Below are 19,296 nucleotides of genomic sequence, written 5' to 3'. Positions count from 1 at the left end.
TTCTCCCCCACAACATCTTCGAGGTGGTCAGTATGAACATCGTCACCAGACGCCGGTTTCTCGTGGCATCCGGAACGGCCGGGGTGGCTGCTGCCGCGGTGGCCGCCGGCTACGTCAGCTGGCCGCAGCTGCAGGCCAAGGCCGTCGCTGCACCGCTCGCGACCGGCACGCCGATCCTCGTCATCGTCACCCTCTACGGCGGCAACGACGGTCTGGGCGCGGTGATTCCGTATGCCGATCCGGCGTATCTGAAGGCCCGCCCGGACTTCGCCTACAACGAGTCCGAGATCCACCAGCTCGGTGATGGTCTCGGCCTCAACCCCGCGATGAAGGGAATGGCCGCGCTCTGGTCGAACAAGGAGTTGGCCATCGTCCGCGGGGTCGGCTACCCGAACCCCGACCACAGTCATTTCAAGTCGATGGACATCTGGCAGACGGCCTCGCCGAGCGCCCCGGTCACCACCGGGTGGATCGGGCGCTGGCTCGATCTGTCCGGTGACGACCCGACCAGGGCCGTCAACATCGGCTCCGTGCTGCCGCCGCTGGCGGTCGGCGCCAAGGGCGCGGCGGCGGCACTGCCGCTCGGAAAGTCGACGAAGCTACCGGCCGCGCTCGGCACCGCCTTCACCGGACTGGGCCGGACGGATACCGCCGACACCCCGTTCCAGGCCATGGTGGCCGCTTCCTACTGCTCGGAACGCAAGGTCGACGCCACCTTCACCGGCATCGTCGACGGCACCGCCGATGTCGCGGACGAGGAGTCGGCCGCCGGGTCCGCCGGTGGCCAATCCGGGCTGGCCACCCAGTTCGACATGGTGGCGCGGTGCATCAAAGCCGGTGTACCGACGACGGTCTACACCGTCAGCCTCGGCGGGTTCGACACCCACGCCGACGAGAAGGGCACCCAGCAAACCCAACTCGGCCTGCTCGACACCGCACTCTCCGGATTCCTGACCACGATGAAGTCCGATGCCCGCGGCAAGGACGTGGTGGTGATGGCCTACTCCGAGTTCGGGAGGCGGGTGGGAGCCAACGCCTCGAACGGGACCGACCATGGCACGGCGGGTCCGATGTTCGTCGCCGGCACCCCGGTCAGGGGCGGCTTCTACGGCGAGCAGCCCAGTCTCACCGATCTGGTCGACGCCGACCTCAAGGTGAACGTCGACTTCCGGACGGTCTACTCCGAACTCCTGACCAAGGTGGTCCGCACCGACCCGCAGCCGATCGTCGGAAACACCGCCGCCCCACTGGGTTTCCTGGTCTGAACCCGATGCTCTGGAGTCAACGGGCGAAGGTCAGTTCGAAGCCGGTTACGGTCACCACCAATCGCCCTGCGTTGCCGGACATCTGGACCAGTCCCTCAGCTTTCGGCGGATCGGCGGGAGCGGGCGGGATCAACACTGCCTGGAATGCGGTCGTGGAGGCGAGCAGAACGTCACTCGAACTGTTGGAGGCGGCCTGCGACTGTCCCCTCGGTGCCCGCGGGTCCCAGGTGAACCCATGGGGAGCGGAAAGGAAGCCGCCGTAGGCCTGATTGACTCCGTCGTCGATCAGGACGTCGTGGTCGGCGGTGAACCGGATGGTCGCACCGAACGATGCGGGAATGGTCTGGCTCTTCCCATCGTGGACCACGAGGACCAAATGCCACACCGGTCCGATCCAGGCGGTCACCGGGCCGTAGGTGGTCGGCGCCACGTTCCCGGGGGTGCCGTAGCAGGTCCACCCGCCGGTGCGCTGGGCAAGCGGGAGCGAGCACTGATCGACCGAGGATGCGGTCGTCTCGACCGTGGAACCAGTCGAGATCCCGGCACGAGCCGGACCGGTCCGGACCAGCGACAGGGTATAGCCAGATGCTTTCAGCACCAACAGATCTCCAGCGGTCTGCGCCTGGACGGTGGCCGGGCCGAACCCTCCCGATCCGTCGGCAGGACCGAGAGCGAGCGCACCGATCGCTTTGACGGCCGCTCCCTGGGCAGAGTCGCCGCCGCTGGAATCGACCAATGTGCCGACAACATCGTGGGTGACGAAGCCATCTGCTGTCGGGCTGAAGGTTCCGCTGTGGACGTTGACGCTGTCGTTGGTCACGATCTCGCGTGATCCGGTGAATTCCACCGTCACGCTGAGAAACACCGGGATCGACCACTTCTTTCCGCCGTTCTCCACCGCTGTGAGCCGGAACTTGCTGCCGACGTAGCTCGCACCGGGAACCGGGGGCGGTGTGGCAGAACGGATCGAACTCGGCGCCAGCGCCCACCGTCCACCTACGGCGATCAGTACCACCAACACGACCGACGCCGCAGCGAACAGAAAGGGCCTGATCGATCGGCGGGAAACAGGCCGAAGGTTTGGCTCTGTCAGTGATTCGGGGGTGACCTCGGCGCTGCGGGCTGCAAGCGAGGCGCGCAGCGAGGACTCCAGTTTCGGGTCGAGGTCCATCAGATTTCCCCCAGCAGTCGGGTCAGAGTGGTGTGGGCACGCAGCAGCGACGAGGAGACCGCGCCGGGAGTGATCCGCAGGACGGCGGCAACCTCGGGGACTGACAGGTCCTGGTAGTACCGAAGGACCACGATCTCGCGCTGGCGCCGTGGTAGTTGGGCGATGACCGCCAACACTGCCAGCTGCTGCTCGCGGCGCAGGGCCGGCCCATCGGCCGGTTCTGCGTCGGCGACCTGGAAAGCCGGCGTCCGTCGCGCCGTCCGACGTCGGCGGAGGGCGGACCGGGATCGGTTGACGACCGCCCAGCGAAGGTAGCTGGCCGGATCGTTCGGCCGCCGGTTTCCCAGGGACGCGTAGACATCCTGAACCACATCCTCGGCGGTTTCCTGGTCGTCGACCAGGTGAACCGCCAACCGCACCAGGGCCAGGTAGTGCTGATCGAACAGCTTGATCACATACGTGCGGTCGTCGAGCCCGTCATCCGCCTCGACGTCGTGCATCTGCACCGGCTCCACTGTCGAACTCACGCTCGCTCCCCGATTCGGGCACCGCAGCGGCCCCTACCCACTCAGACGCCTGACCTGCCGATCCATCAACAAGGGCAACACATCATTTTTCGACCGGGTCAGGTGCCGTTCTTGAGCGAACCGGTGACCTCACCCGCGCCGGGAACCGAGGCCACACACCAGAAGCCCTTGTGACCGGCTGAGAAATCGACCGCGCTCGGCGGAAGCAGGTCGATGTTGAACGTGCCGTGACTCTGCGGGCCGAGGTAGGCCTTCAAGGCATCCTGGGTGCAGGTGCGGAGCACCACCGGATCCTTGTAGGCGTCCTTGGCGTAGGGCGTCGCCGTCTGGGGTGACAGCACGCCGGTGGCATAGGCCTCCCAGTAGTGCGGCTGGTCGCAGGCCACCTCCTCCGAGGTGACCTGCCCGGAGATGTTGACCAGACCGGACCAACAGCTGCCGACCTTGGGTGCGGTCACGACCCCGATGATCGACGTCGGCGTGGACGTCGACGTCTCCGTGGTGCTGCCCGGCGAGGAAGTGGCCGGGGTCGTGACGACCACCGGCGTCACCGAGGACTTCTTCGACGGGGTGGTGCTCGGCCCGGTGGTCTGCGGCCCGGTCGTCTGCGGCCCGGTGGTCTGCGGCGCGCTGGTCTTCGAGGCGGCGGTCCGGTTCAGCCGACCGAGATCGGTTTCCAGACTTCCTGACGAACGTGCTGCCGTCGACCCGAGCGAGACTCCAGCCTGCGCAACACCTCCCGTCGTCGAGCGATTGCCGAACACGATCAGACCGGTGACGACCAGGGCCACCACCGCAGCGGCTGCTCCCACCCACCACCACTGACGACCGGACCGCTCGCGTGCCTTGCCCGGCGGCAACCCTGACCGGCGCACCTGTGATCCCGTGGGGGTGCCGCTGGGGTCCGGGCGTCCGAACAAGGCAAACGGTCCCGAGTCGGAGGTCTCGTCGGGAGACGACGCCGAGTGGCGACCGGACGCGATCGGCAGGCCCGAGAAGGTCTGGCCCTGCGGCGTCTGTCCGGGCCGGGTCGGGCCGGAGATCGAGGGCCCGGTCGGTGGGCCGGGTTGCGTCGACCCGGTTGCCGTCGGCCCGGTTGACGTCGGCCCGGTTGCCGTCGACCCGCTGGGCGTCTCCGTGGGCGGCACCGGCCGGAACAGGCCCGGCGAGGCACCGACCCTGACCGCCGTCAACGCATCGTGCATGTCGGCCGCCGACCGATACCGCTGGGACGGCTCGAACATGGTGGCCCGCCAGATCGCCGGCATCAGGGCCTCGGCGCCCTCGACGTCCGGGTACGGCAGCGGCTCGTTGAGCATGAACAGCAGCCGCGCGAGAGGCGGTGCAGTGCCGGACTTGTCGCTCCGCGGAGCCCGTCCGAGCAGGAGCGCGTACAGCGTCGCACCCAGCGAGTAGACGTCCATCGCCGCGGTCGGCTCCGCACCGCTGAAGGCTTCGGGCGGCGCGTAGGACGGCGTCAACGACTCCATGGTCACCGAGAAGCCCTCCGCGGCCCGCGGCAGCGCAGCGAGCCCGAAGTCGGCAAGGGCCGGCGACCCGTACCGGGAGATCAGGATGTTGCCCGGTTTGACGTCCCGATGGAGGATGCCGTCGGCATGGGCGATGGCCAGAGCATCCGAGATCCCGACCCCGACGGCCAGGACCTCCGCCGGCGCGACCGGGCCGGTCTGCTTCATCCGGTCGCTGTAGGACCCGCCCGGGTAGAGCTCCATGACCAGATATGGATGGTCGTCGGCGGTGGTGCCGCCGTCGTACACGGTGACGATGTGCGGGTGCGCCGAGACGGAGCCGGCCGCCACGATCTCGCGGGTGAACCGACGCTTGTCCCGGTCCTGGAGCAGCCGACGGTCGTCGACCTTGACGGCCACGTCCCGGTCGACCGACAGCTGCCGTGCCCGATACACGGTGGCGTAGCCGCCACGACCGATCTGCGCGTCCAGCCGCACACCGGGCACCGCTGGAAACACACCGTGTGGGACGGGGGCCGAAAAATCAGGGGCGAACGGACCGGTCGGGTCGCTGCCCACCGGCCCGTCCCCCGGACTGGTCATCGGCCTTTCCAGGGTCGGCGAGGCTCACGAGCGCCGATGCCGACCACTGGATCCATGGTCTGCAGAGTCTAGAGATGTTGCCCCGCGTTGGAGGCCGTATCGACTGGAGAGGGAGCCCCTCGGCCTCGGGCGCGACCCCACCATGGGCCAATCTCGGCAGGCGCCCAGTGTGCGGCCGCAAGCAGAAGTCGCGGCCGCACCTGCATTCTGGCTACCTGGGCACGACGGTCAGCTCAGGCCGTACCAGGTCGTCCGGATGTTGGAGTAGTCAGTGGTGTCATCGATCCGCCACCGTCCACCGGCCACAGCCGCTGCCGGAACCTCGACGATTGTCGCGAATTCTGCGGTCGCGCCGTAGTACAGCGGATCGATGGAGTAGATGCTGTTGTTCCAGTACAGCCTGTTCGTATCCGTGTAGGTCCGTCCGTCCCCACCGATGAACTCGACATCCAAGCCCACGTAGGGCGCTGTGGAGCCGGCCCCCAGATACCGCACATCGACGAAGGCGGCCACGTACCGATTACCGGCGAGTGGAGGCGGGCCGAGCTTATCTGTCTTGACCTCCGCAGCCGCATCGGTGTTGGTCGGCCGCACCACCACACCCCACTTCGTCAGGTACGAGGCGACATTGGCGCGGTAGGGATCAGCGCGGGTGGGGTCGACGCCAAGTCCGGCGACCCCCGAGTTCACCTGTCCACCCGGGTTGTTGATCACCGCGCGAAACTGGTAGCCGTTCCGCGCGACGATGGCCCGCACGCTGTAGGAACTCTTGGTGGCGCCAGCGATGTATCCCCAGTCCTTGCCGGGAACCTTGCCCTGCCAGCGATACCCGAGCGATAGACCTGTGGCCTTGACGGAGAAGGTGGCCAGCTGGCCGGATACCACTCGCACGTTGACGGGTTGCGCCGAGATGGACGCTCGCGGAACCACAACCGTCAGCATCGCGGCATGGGAATAGACCTGACCACCCGTATTGGCGACGATGGCCCGATAGTGCGCTTTGTTCCGTCCCGGAACCGCGGCGACGTAGAGGTCGGCGGCCTTGGCGTTCGGAATCGTCGCCCAGGGGTGGCCGGCCAGACTCTCCTCCCACCGATAGGTGAGGCCGGCGCCGGTCGCCCGCACGGAGAACCGAACGGCGTTTCCGGTGACGACGGTGGGCGATGCGGGTTGCCCGGTGATCGTCGGCTTGGCCACGACGGCCCGACTCGCTGCACTGCCGCTCGTGGCTGATGGAAGGGCAGCAGCAGAGGCGACCGGAGTCAGACCCAGACCGAGGGACACCGCGACGGCCACCGCAAGGCTCGATCGTTTGAAGGACGTGATGCTCATACGTGCGCTGCTCCTGGATTGACCAACGGTCGTTGAAGGGTGATATTCACGCCGCAACCTTTCGAACCCAATCGGTCGACGGCGGACATCGGGACCTTTGGATATCCTTTTCCGGCGGTGGCGTCAAGACTGGACCGGAGCGGACGGGGCCTATCCGGCCGATTTCAGGCAGGATCCGCACATCTTCGGTGACGCTGGCTCCGTTTGCCGACACGATCGAGTGGGGAACTCTCCACCGATGCCCGTTGGTCACAAGGTAAAGCGCTGGTCATCGGCCATGAGCGAGAGCCGTTACGAAATTCGGTCCGCTGGCTTCATCCGAACTGATGACGACATTCACCAATCGGGTTGATGTGGGGCCCGAGCGACGAACGAAGGCCGAAACCCATGCTTCCGCAGGGATTCCGGCCTTCGCGATGACGATCAGCGGCTCTGATTGCCCTGCGCTACAGGTACTGCCCCGTGTTGGAGGCGGTATCGATCGCACGCGAACCCTCGGACAGCTTGCCGGAGACCAGGGTGCGGATGTACACGATCCGCTCCCCCTTCTTGCCCGAGATGCGGGCCCAGTCGTCCGGGTTGGTGGTGTTGGGCAGATCCTCGTTCTCGGCGAATTCGTCGACGATGGCGTCGAGCAGGTTCGTCACGCGAAGTCCACCGGATCCGATGGCACCACGCTTCTCCAATCGCTCCTTGATCGCCGACTTCTTCGCACGGTCGACGATGTTCTGGATCATCGCGCCGGAGTTGAAGTCCTTGAAGTAGAGGACTTCCTTGTCACCGTTGGCGTAGGTGACCTCCAGGAAACGGTTCTCATCCGTTTCCGCGTACATCCGCTCGACGGTGTGCTGGATCATCGCGGTGATGGTCGCCTGACGATCTCCACCGAACTCGGCCAGGTCGTCCGGGTGGATCGGCAGCGCCGGCACCAGGTACTTGGCGAAGATGTCGGTCGCCGATTCGGCGTCCGGCCGCTCGATCTTGATCTTCACGTCCAGTCGACCAGGGCGCAGGATGGCCGGATCGATCATGTCCTCGCGGTTGGACGCACCGATCACGATGACGTTCTCGAGGCCCTCGACACCGTCGATCTCGCTGAGCAGCTGCGGCACGATGGTCGTCTCGACGTCGGAGGAGACGCCGGTGCCGCGGGTGCGGAACACCGAGTCCATCTCGTCGAAGAACACGATCACGGGGGTGCCGTCGGAGGCTTTCTCCCGGGCACGCTGGAAGATCAGCCGGATGGTGCGCTCGGTCTCGCCGACGTACTTGTTCAGCAGCTCCGGGCCCTTGATGTTCAGGAAGTAGCTGGTCACGTGCTCGACGCCACGGGCAGCCGCAACCTTTTTCGCCAGCGAGTTCGCGACCGCCTTGGCGATCAACGTCTTGCCGCAGCCGGGAGGGCCGTAGAGCAGCACACCCTTCGGCGGACGCAGCTGAAACTCGCGGAATAGTTCAGCGTGCAGGAACGGCAACTCGACGGCGTCGCGGATCTGCTCGATCTGGCGGGTGAGGCCACCGATGTCGCTGTACTCGACGTCCGGCACCTCTTCCAGGACCAGGTCCTCGACCTCGGCCTTGGGCACGCGCTCGTAGGCGTATCCGGCTTTGGAGTCGACCAGCAGGGAGTCACCCGGCTTCAGCGGCAGGTCCATCAGCGGGGACGCCAGGTGCACCACCCGCTCCTCGTCGGCATGGCCGACGACGAGCGCCCGGTCGCCGTCCAGGAGCTCTCTGAGCGAGCAGACCTCGCCGACAAGCTCGAAGGCGCCGCCCTCGACCACGGTCAGCGCCTCGTTCAGACGGACCTGCTGGCCCTGCTTGAGCCCGGGGACGTCGATGGACGGGGAGACGGTGAGTCGCATCTTCCGGCCGCCCGTGAAGACCTCGACCGTGCCCTCCGGACCGGCACCGAGGTAGACGCCGTAACCGCTGGGCGGCTGGGCCAGACGGTCGACCTCTTCCTTGAGCTGCAGGAGCTGACCGCGCGCCTCGCGCAGCGTGAGCACCAACTTCTCGTTGCGTTCGTTCAGTCCGTTGATCCGCGTCATGGACTCCGAGAGCTGTCGCTCGAGCGGCCTGGTGTCCATCGGAGCGACCGCCAGACGTCGGCGGAGCTGGGAGATCTCGTCGTTCAGCACCCGGATCTGGGCGCTCAACGCGGCTGGGCTCTGTACGTAGCCGTGTTCCGGCCCGGACGTCGTTCCGTCCGCACCGCCCTCACTGCTGGTGATGTTCTCGTCCGTCACATCGCCCTCCCGTCAGCCGTGGGCTTGTAGATGCTTCAACCCTACCTGCGCCCTCGGCCGCGACCGTGGCGATCACGTTCCAACCACGGGTCGCGCCGTCACGCGATGGCTCTGCCCGGTCGGCTCGCTGGGTGGAACGAGAGGCAACCTGGCCTACGCGGCGAGGCGCCAGGACGGAACCGGAGCACGATAGTGGGCGTCACACCCCGGCGGATGACGAACTCGCACGCACCTTTTGACAGATGGGAATGACGACGATGAGCGGACCATGGGCGCAGTACGGGGACCAGGGTGGACATGAGCCCGACCCCCGCAACCAGAACCCCTACGGCAGTCAGCCCTCCGGGAACGATCCCTACGGTCCGCCGACGCAGGTGCAACCGGGCTACGGCCAGGCCCAGCCGGGTGCTGGCCAGGGCCAGCCGGGCTACGGCCAGGCACCGGGACAGCCGCCGTGGGGCCAGGGCCACGCACCGGGTCAGCCTCCGCTGGGACATCCGCAGTACGGACAGCCGCAGCAAGGCCAGCCGCCCTACGGGCAGCCGCCCTACCACGCAGGTCAGTACGCCCCGAGCCAGTACAACCAGCCCGGCTACCCGCCGCCTGCACCACCGACGAACACCAGGAAGACCATCGGGGTGATCGCGGCCGTCGTCGTGGTGATCGCCGTCGCTGTCACCGCCACCTTGATCCTGGTGAACCGCAATGATTCCACCACGGCCGGCCCGGGCATCAACACGCCGACCGTGCCGACGAGCGCCGCGTCCAGCACCGCCGGGGTACGCCCGTTCCCGGCGCCCTCCGGGCAGACCACCGAAGCGCCCACCACCGATGCACCCACGACCAGCGACAACCCCACCACGTCGGGCGACCCCACCACCGACAACCCCACCACGTCGGGCGACCCCACCACCGACAACCCCACCACGTCGGGCGACCCCACCACCGACAACCCCACCACGTCGAACGACCCCACCACCGACAACCCCACCACCGACACCCGCACCACCGGTGCGCCCACCACGGACACGCGCACGACTACGACCACCACCGATCCACCTGTCGGCGGAGGGTATACCGGCACCGATCAGAAGGCGGCCTACTCTACGGCGGCCCAGTTCGCGGACGCTGTCAACCGCAAGGACCTCACCCGCGTGCTGGCCGTAGTGTGCCGGTCCGCGGCTGCGCAGACGACGCAGAGCCAACTGGACGCCGTCAGCCACCTCGGCCTCGCCGGACTTCCCATCATCAGCGGGCAACGGGCAACCATCAAGATGTCCGCCACCGCCGACTCCAAGACGACAACGGTGACGTTCCAGATGCTCGTCGAGGACGGCACCTGGAAGATCTGCTCGTACTGACGGCCGTCAGCGGGTGCTGACCGGTCGGCGTTGCGGACGCGGCGCGGTGAAGCCGGGGGCCATCCGTCTGGTCTTCAGCAGGAACGCGGTGTGCCCCTGCATGCGGTGCTCCGGACGGACCGAGAGTCCCACGACGTGCCAACCGCGGTGGATGGACTCCCACGCCTCCGGCTCGGTGAACCCACCGTGGTCGCGTAGCAGCTCGGCCACCTTCGACAGCTGGGTCGTCGTCGCGACATAGACCATGAGCACACCACCCGGAACCAGCGACGCGGCGACGGTGTCGATCATCGACCACGGCTCGAGCATGTCCAGCACGATCCGGTCGACCTCGCCGGAGTGCTCGGCCATGTCGGCCACCCGCAGCTCCCAGTTGGCGGGCCGCGTGCCGAAGAAGGTATCGACGTTCTTGATCGCGTGGTCGGCGTGGTCCTGCCTGACCTCGTACGAGAGCACCGAACCCTCGTGTCCGACGGCGCGCAGCAGCGAGCAGGTCAGCGCCCCGGAGCCGGCCCCCGCCTCCAGCACCCTTGCGCCCGGGAAGATGTCACCCCAGTGCACGATCTGCGCCGCATCCTTGGGGTAGATGACGGCCGCGCCCCTGGGCATGGACAGCACGTAGTCGGTGAGCAGCGGTCGCAATGCGAGGTACTCCGTCTTGCCGGCTGAGGTGATCACCGAGCCCTCCGGCTGACCGATGAGCGCGTCGTGCTCAAGTGCTCCGCGATGGGTGTGGAACGTGGCGCCGGGCGCCAGCACCATCGTGTATTTACGGCCCTTGGGATCGGTCAACTGCACCCGGTCCCCTTCGTGGAAATCCCTGCTCACTGCGCTCCTTCACGATTGCCGAACTGCTGCGGGACACGGTCATCCGTGACGCCGCCCGGTCAGTATCCGGGCGATGTCTTCGCTGCGCACAACCCCGGCCGGACGCCCGTCCTCATCGACGAGTAGGAATTGTTGCGCCGCAACGGATCTGACCCGCGCGACGATCTCGGCCGGATCGTCGTGGACCAGGATCACCATCTCGGGCGTGATCGGCGACGCAGCCATCGTCGCCGGTGACTGCGGCCTGGTCGCTGCCAGTTCGATGGCCTGGCGGTCGTCCATCAGGCCGACCGCGACGCCGTCGGCGCCCGTCAGGATGACCGCCCGTCCTGACGCCACCTGGTTGGCCAACGCCACCGGCGTCTCGGTGGGCAGCTGCACGACGGCCCTGGCCAACGCAGCGATCGAGACGTCGGCCGGCCAGTTGACCACCTTGTCGGAGTTGTGCTCACCCGCCGCTCCGACGGCGACGAAGATCGCCATGACCACCGCGACCCCACCCTGCAGCAGGGCCGCCCGGGTGGGACCGGCGATCTGGATGGCCCCCCAGACCAGCAGCGCCAGTGCAATGAGGTAGCCACTGAATACCGCAGCCAGGGTGCCGTAGCGGCGGCGCCCGGACGCTCCCCAGACACCGGCGCGGAGCACCCGACCGCCGTCCAGCGGCAGTGCCGGAAGAATGTTGAAGACAGCGACCACGAGATTGGCCAGTGCCAGCTCGATCAACAGCAGCCAGGTGATCGTGTGCGGCGTCGTGCTGCCCACCAGCAGTCCGAAGATGCCGGCGAGCAGGGCCGACACTCCCGGCCCAGCAGCGGCGATGACGGCTTCCTCCCGCGGGGACCCGGGCATCCGGCCCAGTTCGGAGACCCCACCCAGCAGATACAGGCGCACCTCGATCACCGGAAGGCCGAGCGATCGCGCAGCCAGGCAGTGTCCGAGCTCGTGCAGGAGCACGCTGACCCCCAGCAGCACCCCGAGCCCGATCGACACCAGGACGGCCGCGGCAGTGGTGATCGCCGGGATCGCCTGTTGGACCACCGGGGTGGCCAGCACGGCTATCAGCAGGACCGACAGCAACCACGACAGCGACAGGACGATCGGGATGCCGCCGATGCGTCCGAGCGGTATTCCGAAGCTGCGGCGCCGAGCACGCGGAGCCGACGAGGATGTCCGGATCGCATCAGGGGGCACCACCGAAGGGTAGTGGGCCGGGCTGAGCCCTCCAGCCGAGCCTTCGGCCGGCGTCGCTGCGGTCCCTCGTTCTGTGTCGCTGTCGGTCCCTCGCTCTACGATCCGCGGTATGTCCGGACGTACCCCTCGCGATCCGTCGGAAGCGCCTGCCGACGCGGGAACGAGAATGTTGGTGCTGTCGCCGTCGCGGGCGGGCGACTTCCGGAGTTGTCCGCTGCTCTATCGGTTCCGGGCGATCGACCGACTGCCGGAGCCGCCGAGCCGGCCCGCCGTCCGCGGCACCCTGGTGCACGCCGTGCTGGAGAGGATGTTCACCCGGGCCGCTGGCGATCGCACCGAGGGCCGGACCATTGATTCCATCGAGGGCCTCTGGTCGGAGATGCGCAACGATCAACCCGATCTGGTGGACCTCGTCCCCGACGCCGACCGAGAACCGTGGCTGGCCGAGGCCGCCGGACTCGTCCGCGCGTACTTCCGGCTGGAGGACCCCGCTGGATTCTCGCCCCAGGCCTGCGAGGAGCCGGTGCAGCTCACACTGACGATCGTCCCGGCCGATCTCGCTGAGCCTGGGGAGCCGCCTGATCGTGCCGAGCCCACCGGGGTGCCGCTCAAGGGCTTCATCGACCGGATCGATGTCGCGGCGACGGGCGAGGTACGCATTGTCGACTACAAGACCGGCCGGTCGCCGTCGGAACACTACGAGACCGCGGTGCTTTATCAGCTGAAGTTCTACGCGATGATGCTGCAGCATCTCCGCGGCGTTCTTCCGACCGAGTTGAAGTTGATCTACCTCGGGGACTCGACCGCGCTGCGCTATCGGCCGGACCAGCAGGAACTCGACGCCTTCGAACGCGGGGTCGTCGCTCTGTGGCGGACGATCTGGTCCGCCGCCCAGACCGGCGACTTCCCGGCACGACGGTCCTCGAGCTGTCGGTGGTGCGCGCACCAGGCCATGTGTCCGGAGTTCGGCGGCACTCCCCCGCCCTACCCGGGCATGCCGGGGACGGACCAGACGATCGGGCCGGGGCGTTAGCCTTGGCTCGGTGAGCTCCTCTACTTCTACCTCTTCCTCGCCCTCTGCTTCACGGTCCGCCTACTACCGACAGCTTGGTCCGGGTCTGTTCCTTTCCACCGAGCACGCACAGGGTGCCTGGTCGGAGCACGAGCAGCACATGGCACCCGTGTCCGGCCTACTGGTCGATGCGCTGGAGACTTGTTCTCCTCGTGCGGATCTGTTGATGTCGCGTGTCGCGTTCGACATCTTCGGGATGATCCCGGCCGGTGAGGTCACGGTCGCGGCCAGGGTAGTCCGTCCGGGCCGGACCATCGAGTTGCTGGAGGCGGAGATGACGGCCGGCAGCCGGACCTTGGTGCGCGCCACGGCGTGGCGTCTGGCGACATCGGACACGTCGGCCTTCGCCGGAAACGACCTGGACGCCATCCCCGGCCCCGAGGACGCACGACCCTTGGACCTGACCGGCACCTGGAGGGGCGGCTTCATCCGGTCGGTGGAGGCGCGGGTCGTCGGTCAGGCTGTGCCGGGTAGTTCCACCGTGTGGCTGCGAACCAGGTTCGACCTGGTCGAGGACCGGCCGACCTCCCCCATCGCACGAATCTTCAGCCTGATCGATACCGCGAACGGGGTCGCCACCCGTGCGCATCCCGACGACCTGCTGTTCTCCAACACGGACCTCACGGTCCACCTGTTCCGGCGGCCGACCGGTAGCTGGCTGGGACTGCGCACCGAGGTGTCGTTCGGACCCGACGGCCTCGGTCTCACCGCTGCCGTCCTGTACGACGTGATCGGGCCGCTCGGTCGGTCCGCTCAGACGCTCACTCTCCGCGCGGCGCGGTGAGCCCTGCTCGCGGGACGACCCGACCTACCAGGTGATCAGAGCCGGCAGGACCTGATGTCCGAGGCGAGAATGGCCTTGGCCCCGAGTGTCATGAGTGAGTCCATCACTGGATTCGCGTTGCTGCGCAGAACCATCGCGCGGACCGCGACCCAGTCCGGGTCGGCCAGTGGGGCGACCGTCGGCGACTCCAGACCCGGCGTGATCCGCGTGGCCTGCTCCAACAGCGCCTTCGGGCAGTCGTAATCGAGCATCAGGTACTGCTGCGCGAACACGACACCCTGCAGGCGGCTGACCAGTTGACGCCCGGCCGGGCTGACGTCCGTGCCGGCGCGGGTGACCAGCACGGCTTCCGAATCGCAGATGACCTCGCCGAAAGCGGTGAGCGCGTGCTGGCGCAGCGTCCTGCCGGACCCGACGACATCCGCGATGGCGTCGGCGACGCCGAGTTGCACCGAGATCTCGACCGCACCGTCCAGCCGGATGACTTCGGCCGTGATGCCCTTCGCGCCCAGATCCTGACGGACCAGGTTCGGATAGGCGGTGGCGATCCGGAGGCCGGCCAGGTCCTGGACCGTCCAGTTCCGACCGGTCGGTGCCGCATACCGGAAGGTCGAGTGACCGAACCCGAGCCCGAGTTGCTCGGCCACCGGGGCACCGGAATCGGCGGTCAGGTCGCGGCCCGTGATGCCGAGGTCCAACTCACCGGATCCGACGTAGATCGCGATGTCCTTGGGACGCAGGAAGAAGAACTCGACATCGTTCGCCGAGTCGAGCACGGTCAGGTCGCGGGAATCGTGGCGCTGCCGGTATCCGGCCTCGCGCAGCATCTCGGCAGCGGGTTCGCTCAACGTGCCCTTGTTCGGGACGGCAACTCTCAACATGGGGTGATCCTCGTGTCATCGAAGGCTGGGTGGCACGCCGACGCGGTGCCGACGTGGTCGAACAGGTCTGATGCGGACGGGCGCGGCAGGGCCGGCCCTAGAGATGCTTGTAGACCTGCTCGAGACCGATCCCACGGCCGATCATGATCACCTGTGCCCGGTAGATCAGCTGGGAGATCTCCAGTGCCAACGCATCGTCGCCCTCGTGCTCGGCGGCGATCCAGACCTCGCCGGCCTCCTCGAGGAGTTTCTTGCCCTGGGCGTGCACGCCGGCGTCCAGCGCCTCGACGGTCCCGGACCCCGCCGGGCGTTCACTGGCCCGTACGAGCAACTCGGCGAACAGGGAGTCGAAAGTCTTCACGTTGGCTGATTCTCCCAGACGCCGGTAGGAGTTTTGACATGTGTTGCGACGGCGACCTGCCACTGAGAAATCTGGGTGGCATTCGATCGCCTGGATGTCGGGTGTCAGTGGCGGTCGAATGGTGTGGCGGAATAATCTGCTGCGAGCAGAATCGCTATTTTTATCAGTTGAAAAGGCTAGAACAGAACAAACGTCCGCTAGATGGTGGGATTTCGATGGAGGGGCCGGGGTGGTGAGATGACGACGGTACCGGTCGACCCCGACAGTGCTGCCGCACCTTCCGGACCGCCCGCTGCGCCGACGCCGGAACCGGCTGCTGCCCCCGCTGCCGTACCGGTCGCGGACACCTTCGAATGGGTCACCTCCGCTGTCCCGGCAGCGCTGTCGCCGTCCGAGCTGCCGGATCTGATCGTCGCGGCGAACCGGCTGATCTCCCACCTGCAGGCCGTGCAGATCGCCGCGGTCGCGGAATTCGCCACACCCGGCCGGTGCGGATCCATGACGAAGCTGATCGCCGGGTTGATCGACCACACCGGGTTGGCGAACCGCCCCGGTGGGCTGGTCGACCCGGAAGCGATGAGCGTGCTGATCGCCGAACGGGCCCAGGACATGGCCGCCGCGGAGATCAGCGCCGCCCTGCACCAATCGCCGCTGGGCGCCGCCCACCGGGTGTCCGCCGCCGTCGAACTGGTCGAAGAACTCCCCGCCACCCTCGCGGCGTTGAAAGCCGGGCGGATCGACCTACCCCGGGCCCGGATGATCGCCGAACGCACCGCCAACCTCGACCCCACCCTGCGCACCGCGGTGGAAGCGAAGATACTGCCGCTGGCCGAAACCCGCACCCCGGGACTGCTACGGCCGATGATCGACCTCCGCGTCATCCAGGCCGACCCCACCGCGTCGAAGAAACGGGCGGACAAGGCCCGCAAGGACCGGTTCGTCGACCACACCCCCAGCGTCGACGGGATGGGGATGATCCGGGCGCACCTGACCGCCGAAGGCGCCGTCGCCGTGTTCGACCTTTTGGACCGGATCGCCAAAGCCACCGTCGGGATGGACGAACGGGGCATCGCCGCGTGCCGCGCCGACGCCCTGGTCGACATGTGCCTGCAGATCCTGGCCAACGGGTTCGTCGACCTCCGCGACACCTGCACCCCGGAGGATTCCACCGAATCGGACGACCAGGCCACCTCCCCGGAAACGCAAACCCCCACCACCGACCCCGACGAGAACCCCACCGGCACCGAGCCGGCCGACCCTGCAGAGCAGGGCACCTCAGCCGAAACCGACACTCCGACCACCGACCTCGACGAGAACCCCGCGCCGGCACCGAGCAGAACCAGGACCCGACAGCTCAGCCCGGAGCGGCGAACCCGGCTCAGGAGAACGATGCGGCCGCGGCGTCCGTCGAGGTTGCGGTGCCCGCCGCGGCTCAGCCAGCACCGTCCCCGGCGGCCGAGCCGGCTGTGCCCTTTCCTGTTGCGCCGCAGCCGATCACCACGCGGCTGGGCACCGCGCACCCGATCACCACGCGGCTGGGCACCGCGCAGCCGATCACCGCGCGGCCGGGTAAGCGCCTGTCGAAGATCACCAAGCACCACGGCCGCGGTGCCCACTTCAACCTGACCATGAGTCTCGCCGCGTTCACCGAGTTCAACCAGGACCCCGCCGAACTCACCGGACACGGATTCCTGCCCGCCCACATCGCGCTCGCGATGAAAACGTCCATCCGATCCCTCGCGGTCATCGTCGTCAACGAACACGGCCACGCGATGGCCGTCAGATCCACCGCGCCTGTTCCGACATACATCCCCACCCAGACAGTCACCGACCAGGTGCTCACCGCCGCCGGGACCTGCCGCTTCCCGTCCTGCCGGATCCCCGGACCACTGTGCGACCTGGACCACCGGGAACCCTTCGACCACCAGCATCCCGAACAAGGCGGGCAGACCGACGCGAAAAGTCTCGACCCGCTGTCCAGACACCACCACTTCCTGAAAACGTTCACCGACTGGACCGCCACCCGCAGCGCCGACGACGGCCTGACCATGCTGTGGACCAGCCCCACCGGCCACCACTACGTCGACCACCCCGAAGAATTCGCCATCCCCGACCACGAACGACCACACCCACCCGACCCCGACCGCGCTGGCGGCGGGACGACGACCGGCAGCGAACCAGGCGAAAACGGTTTGCACACCGCGGATACCGACGACCACGACTGCTGCCCCTGCGCGCCCGTCCCCGGTCATCCTCGACGGCGGCAGCACCGCACAGAGTCACGCCGAACAAACCAAAATTCTCATCGCACGCCGCGACGCCGCCGAAGCCGAGAACACCCGCCTTCAGAAGGCGCAACGGATCAAACTCGACCACCGCACCACCTTCATCCACCGCCTCGGCACGGACACGGACCCCCGGCCCGACGACGAAGACGACGAAGACGACGAAGACGACGAGACGCAGGAAGAGTTCAACGCCCGCATCGAAGAAGACATCGCCGCCGCCGGTTCCTACGAACGGTTCCGCACCCAGAACAACAACACCCTCAGACGCTTCGACCCCATCGCCTACGGCCTACAACTGGCAGCCGACAAAGCCCGCCAATACCCCGACCCCGACGAACCACCGTTCTGACGGCTCGCGCCAACCAACCACCGTTCTGACGGCTCGCCCCGACGGCTCGCCCTGACAACACGCGCTGACGCGTCGCTGCGGATCAGCTGCGCCGACGGCGTGACCAGCTGTCAGTGCGATGCGCGGCCGCGTGCCGTGCGGGCCAGATCTTCCGCTGCGAGATTTCCTGCGGACGACATGTCCCGCGGACGACATGGTCGGTCGGCGAGATTTTCCAGCCGCGCCCGATGGACGTCAGAAGTAGTCGAGAACGGCCGGCGTCGGGCCGGCGAAAGCCGCATCGAGCAGGGTGTCGAACCGATCCGAGCCCGTGACGAGACCGCCCCTTCGCAGGGTGCTGACCGGCACGCCCCCGGCGAACAACACCGCCAGGCCTCCGGGCGTGATCCTGGGTGCAGCTGCCTGCAGCGCCGCTGTTCCTTCTTGACCGGCGATTTCCGCTTCTGCTGCGTCCGTTACCGGTGCCGACGTTCCTGGAGTTCCGGCCAGGTCGACCCGGCCCGTCCCGTACTCGAGGACGAGCCGGTGACGGCCGGTGTTCCACGGGCACAGGGGATCCTCGACGTCGAGCACCACTTCACCGGCCAGTCCGGGCGGCCAGCCTCTGGCAGCGACCGCCCCCGCGAAATCGATCACCCGGAGCATGTACGGCCGCACTTCACGAACCTTCCACCCGGCACCGGGGATCACCCAGTGCATGGGGTCCTGGCCGGAGGTGCGGATCCGGACGGTCGGCGTCACCGCGTCGAAGGCGCCAATAGCACTGAGAAGAGCGGCGTACCCATCGCCGGTGGTGGAGAGCAGGTCGACGACGGTCAGGGCGGCGGACTCGTCGTACCCGCTGCCCCGGTTCCAGCTCAGGTAGCCGACGACGTCACCCCACTCGTCGATGGCGAGGGTGACCCCGTCGAACGATCCGACGAGCCTCTCGTCGGAGATCTCGAAGGCCGGGCCGTCCCGGGTCAGCAGGCACGAACCCGTCGCGGCGATGGTGGCGTACACGGCCCGGATCGCGCGGCCGTCAGCCGGGGTGGCTCGTCGCAGGGCAGTGGTCCGGGGCCGCAGGCCGCGGAGGGCCGACGTCGGGAATTCGCCGTAGACGAGTTCTGCGACCTGCTCGAACCCCAGGGAGCGGTAGAGGGCGGGGGCGGTGCGAAAGAGTGTCACAATCACGGCGCCACGTTCCCGGGCCGCCCCGAAGAGGTGGGTCATCACCTGTCTGGCAAGGCCGGTGCCGCGGTACTCCGGAGCGACTGCTACGCCGGCCACTCCCGCGGTCGACACCCGGCGACCACCCACCATCGAGTCGTAGGTGCGCTCGTTTGCCTTGGCCGCCAGAGTGTTTCCGTCGAAAATCCCCCACCGACGAACATCCGGACCTATCGCGAACGCCGCCGGGGCGCCGCTCGGCATGCCGAATGCGAGGTGGCTCATCAGGGTGGAGGCGTCGGCGTCGGCGTCGGTCAACAGGCGGAGTTCCACCAGCTGAACCTACCGGCGATGGTTCAGCGCAGCTTTGCCGCCCGCCGTCGTGCCTTTGCCGCCGCGGCTTTCGCCTCGGA

15 protein-coding genes are annotated in these 19,296 nt (G+C 67.7%); 5 read left to right on the top strand and 10 right to left on the bottom strand.

What is annotated here, in order from left to right; genetic code table 11:
- Positions 1–32 precede the first annotated feature (32 nt).
- Positions 33–1,265 (top strand): DUF1501 domain-containing protein, encoded by a 1,233-nt coding sequence (locus ABIB25_RS10685; protein WP_354528420.1) that lies wholly within the window; start codon positions 33–35, stop codon positions 1,263–1,265.
- Positions 1,266–1,281: 16 nt separating this feature from the next.
- Here ABIB25_RS10685 and ABIB25_RS10680 read toward each other — a convergent pair whose 3' ends face one another.
- The 5 genes from ABIB25_RS10680 to arc all read right to left on the bottom strand — a co-directional run bounded on the left by ABIB25_RS10680 (position 1,282) and on the right by arc (position 8,526).
- The gene (locus tag ABIB25_RS10680) at positions 1,282–2,436 is read right to left on the bottom strand and encodes a hypothetical protein (RefSeq protein ID WP_354528419.1); all 1,155 of its coding nucleotides are present in this window, start codon (positions 2,434–2,436) and stop codon (positions 1,282–1,284) included.
- On the bottom strand, positions 2,436–2,963 hold the full coding sequence (locus ABIB25_RS10675; RefSeq protein ID WP_354528418.1) for an RNA polymerase sigma factor: 528 nt from the start codon (positions 2,961–2,963) through the stop codon (positions 2,436–2,438). The genes ABIB25_RS10680 and ABIB25_RS10675 overlap by 1 nt, the downstream gene beginning before the upstream one ends.
- Before the next feature lie 98 nt (positions 2,964–3,061).
- Positions 3,062–5,035, bottom strand: coding sequence for a serine/threonine-protein kinase (locus ABIB25_RS10670; protein ID WP_354528417.1), 1,974 nt, complete (start codon positions 5,033–5,035; stop codon positions 3,062–3,064).
- Between the two features lie 228 nt (positions 5,036–5,263).
- Positions 5,264–6,367, bottom strand: a complete 1,104-nt coding sequence (locus ABIB25_RS10665; protein ID WP_354528416.1) for a hypothetical protein — start codon at positions 6,365–6,367, stop codon at positions 5,264–5,266.
- A gap of 446 nt (positions 6,368–6,813) precedes the next feature.
- Positions 6,814–8,526 carry a proteasome ATPase gene (arc, locus tag ABIB25_RS10660; RefSeq protein WP_502919790.1) on the bottom strand — a complete coding sequence of 571 codons (1,713 nt, stop codon included), beginning with the start codon at positions 8,524–8,526 and terminating at the stop codon, positions 6,814–6,816.
- A 347-nt stretch (positions 8,527–8,873) separates the two neighbouring features.
- Between arc and ABIB25_RS10655 the strand changes: the two genes are divergently transcribed.
- Entirely contained in the window at positions 8,874–9,977 is a 1,104-nt protein-coding gene (locus tag ABIB25_RS10655) for a superantigen-like protein SSL4 (RefSeq protein WP_354528415.1), read from the top strand.
- A 6-nt stretch (positions 9,978–9,983) separates the two neighbouring features.
- Here ABIB25_RS10655 and ABIB25_RS10650 read toward each other — a convergent pair whose 3' ends face one another.
- Together ABIB25_RS10650 and ABIB25_RS10645 are read right to left on the bottom strand one after the other, a co-directional pair.
- Positions 9,984–10,805: a tRNA (adenine-N1)-methyltransferase gene (locus tag ABIB25_RS10650; protein WP_354528414.1), complete on the bottom strand. Its 822-nt coding sequence runs from the start codon at positions 10,803–10,805 to the stop codon at positions 9,984–9,986.
- 39 nt (positions 10,806–10,844) lie between these two features.
- A complete protein-coding gene (locus ABIB25_RS10645) occupies positions 10,845–11,999 on the bottom strand; it encodes a site-2 protease family protein (RefSeq protein WP_354528413.1) in 1,155 nt (384 codons plus the stop codon).
- A gap of 109 nt (positions 12,000–12,108) precedes the next feature.
- On the opposite strand from ABIB25_RS10645, the gene ABIB25_RS10640 reads away from it, so the two are divergent.
- Entirely contained in the window at positions 12,109–13,032 is a 924-nt protein-coding gene (locus ABIB25_RS10640; RefSeq protein ID WP_354528412.1) for a RecB family exonuclease, read from the top strand.
- Between the two features lie 10 nt (positions 13,033–13,042).
- Complete coding sequence (locus tag ABIB25_RS10635; protein ID WP_354528411.1) at positions 13,043–13,855, top strand: thioesterase family protein; 813 nt, start codon at positions 13,043–13,045, stop codon at positions 13,853–13,855.
- A gap of 35 nt (positions 13,856–13,890) precedes the next feature.
- On the opposite strand, the gene hisG is transcribed toward ABIB25_RS10635, so the two are convergent.
- Both hisG and ABIB25_RS10625 read right to left on the bottom strand, forming a co-directional pair.
- The gene (gene hisG / locus ABIB25_RS10630) at positions 13,891–14,736 is read right to left on the bottom strand and encodes an ATP phosphoribosyltransferase (RefSeq protein WP_354528410.1); all 846 of its coding nucleotides are present in this window, start codon (positions 14,734–14,736) and stop codon (positions 13,891–13,893) included.
- Between the two features lie 97 nt (positions 14,737–14,833).
- Positions 14,834–15,097, bottom strand: a complete 264-nt coding sequence (locus ABIB25_RS10625; RefSeq protein ID WP_354528409.1) for a phosphoribosyl-ATP diphosphatase — start codon at positions 15,095–15,097, stop codon at positions 14,834–14,836.
- 237 nt (positions 15,098–15,334) lie between these two features.
- On the opposite strand from ABIB25_RS10625, the gene ABIB25_RS10620 reads away from it, so the two are divergent.
- Positions 15,335–16,723, top strand: coding sequence for a DUF222 domain-containing protein (locus ABIB25_RS10620; protein ID WP_354528408.1), 1,389 nt, complete (start codon positions 15,335–15,337; stop codon positions 16,721–16,723).
- Positions 16,724–17,968: 1,245 nt separating this feature from the next.
- Here the strand turns inward: ABIB25_RS10620 and ABIB25_RS10615 are convergent.
- A complete protein-coding gene (locus ABIB25_RS10615) occupies positions 17,969–19,216 on the bottom strand; it encodes a GNAT family N-acetyltransferase (protein ID WP_354528407.1) in 1,248 nt (415 codons plus the stop codon).
- Positions 19,217–19,296 lie beyond the last annotated feature (80 nt).

Source organism: Nakamurella sp. UYEF19, from assembly GCF_040546275.1.
Lineage (GTDB): Bacteria > Actinomycetota > Actinomycetes > Mycobacteriales > Nakamurellaceae > Nakamurella.
This window is presented reverse-complemented; position numbering and strand designations above follow the sequence as displayed.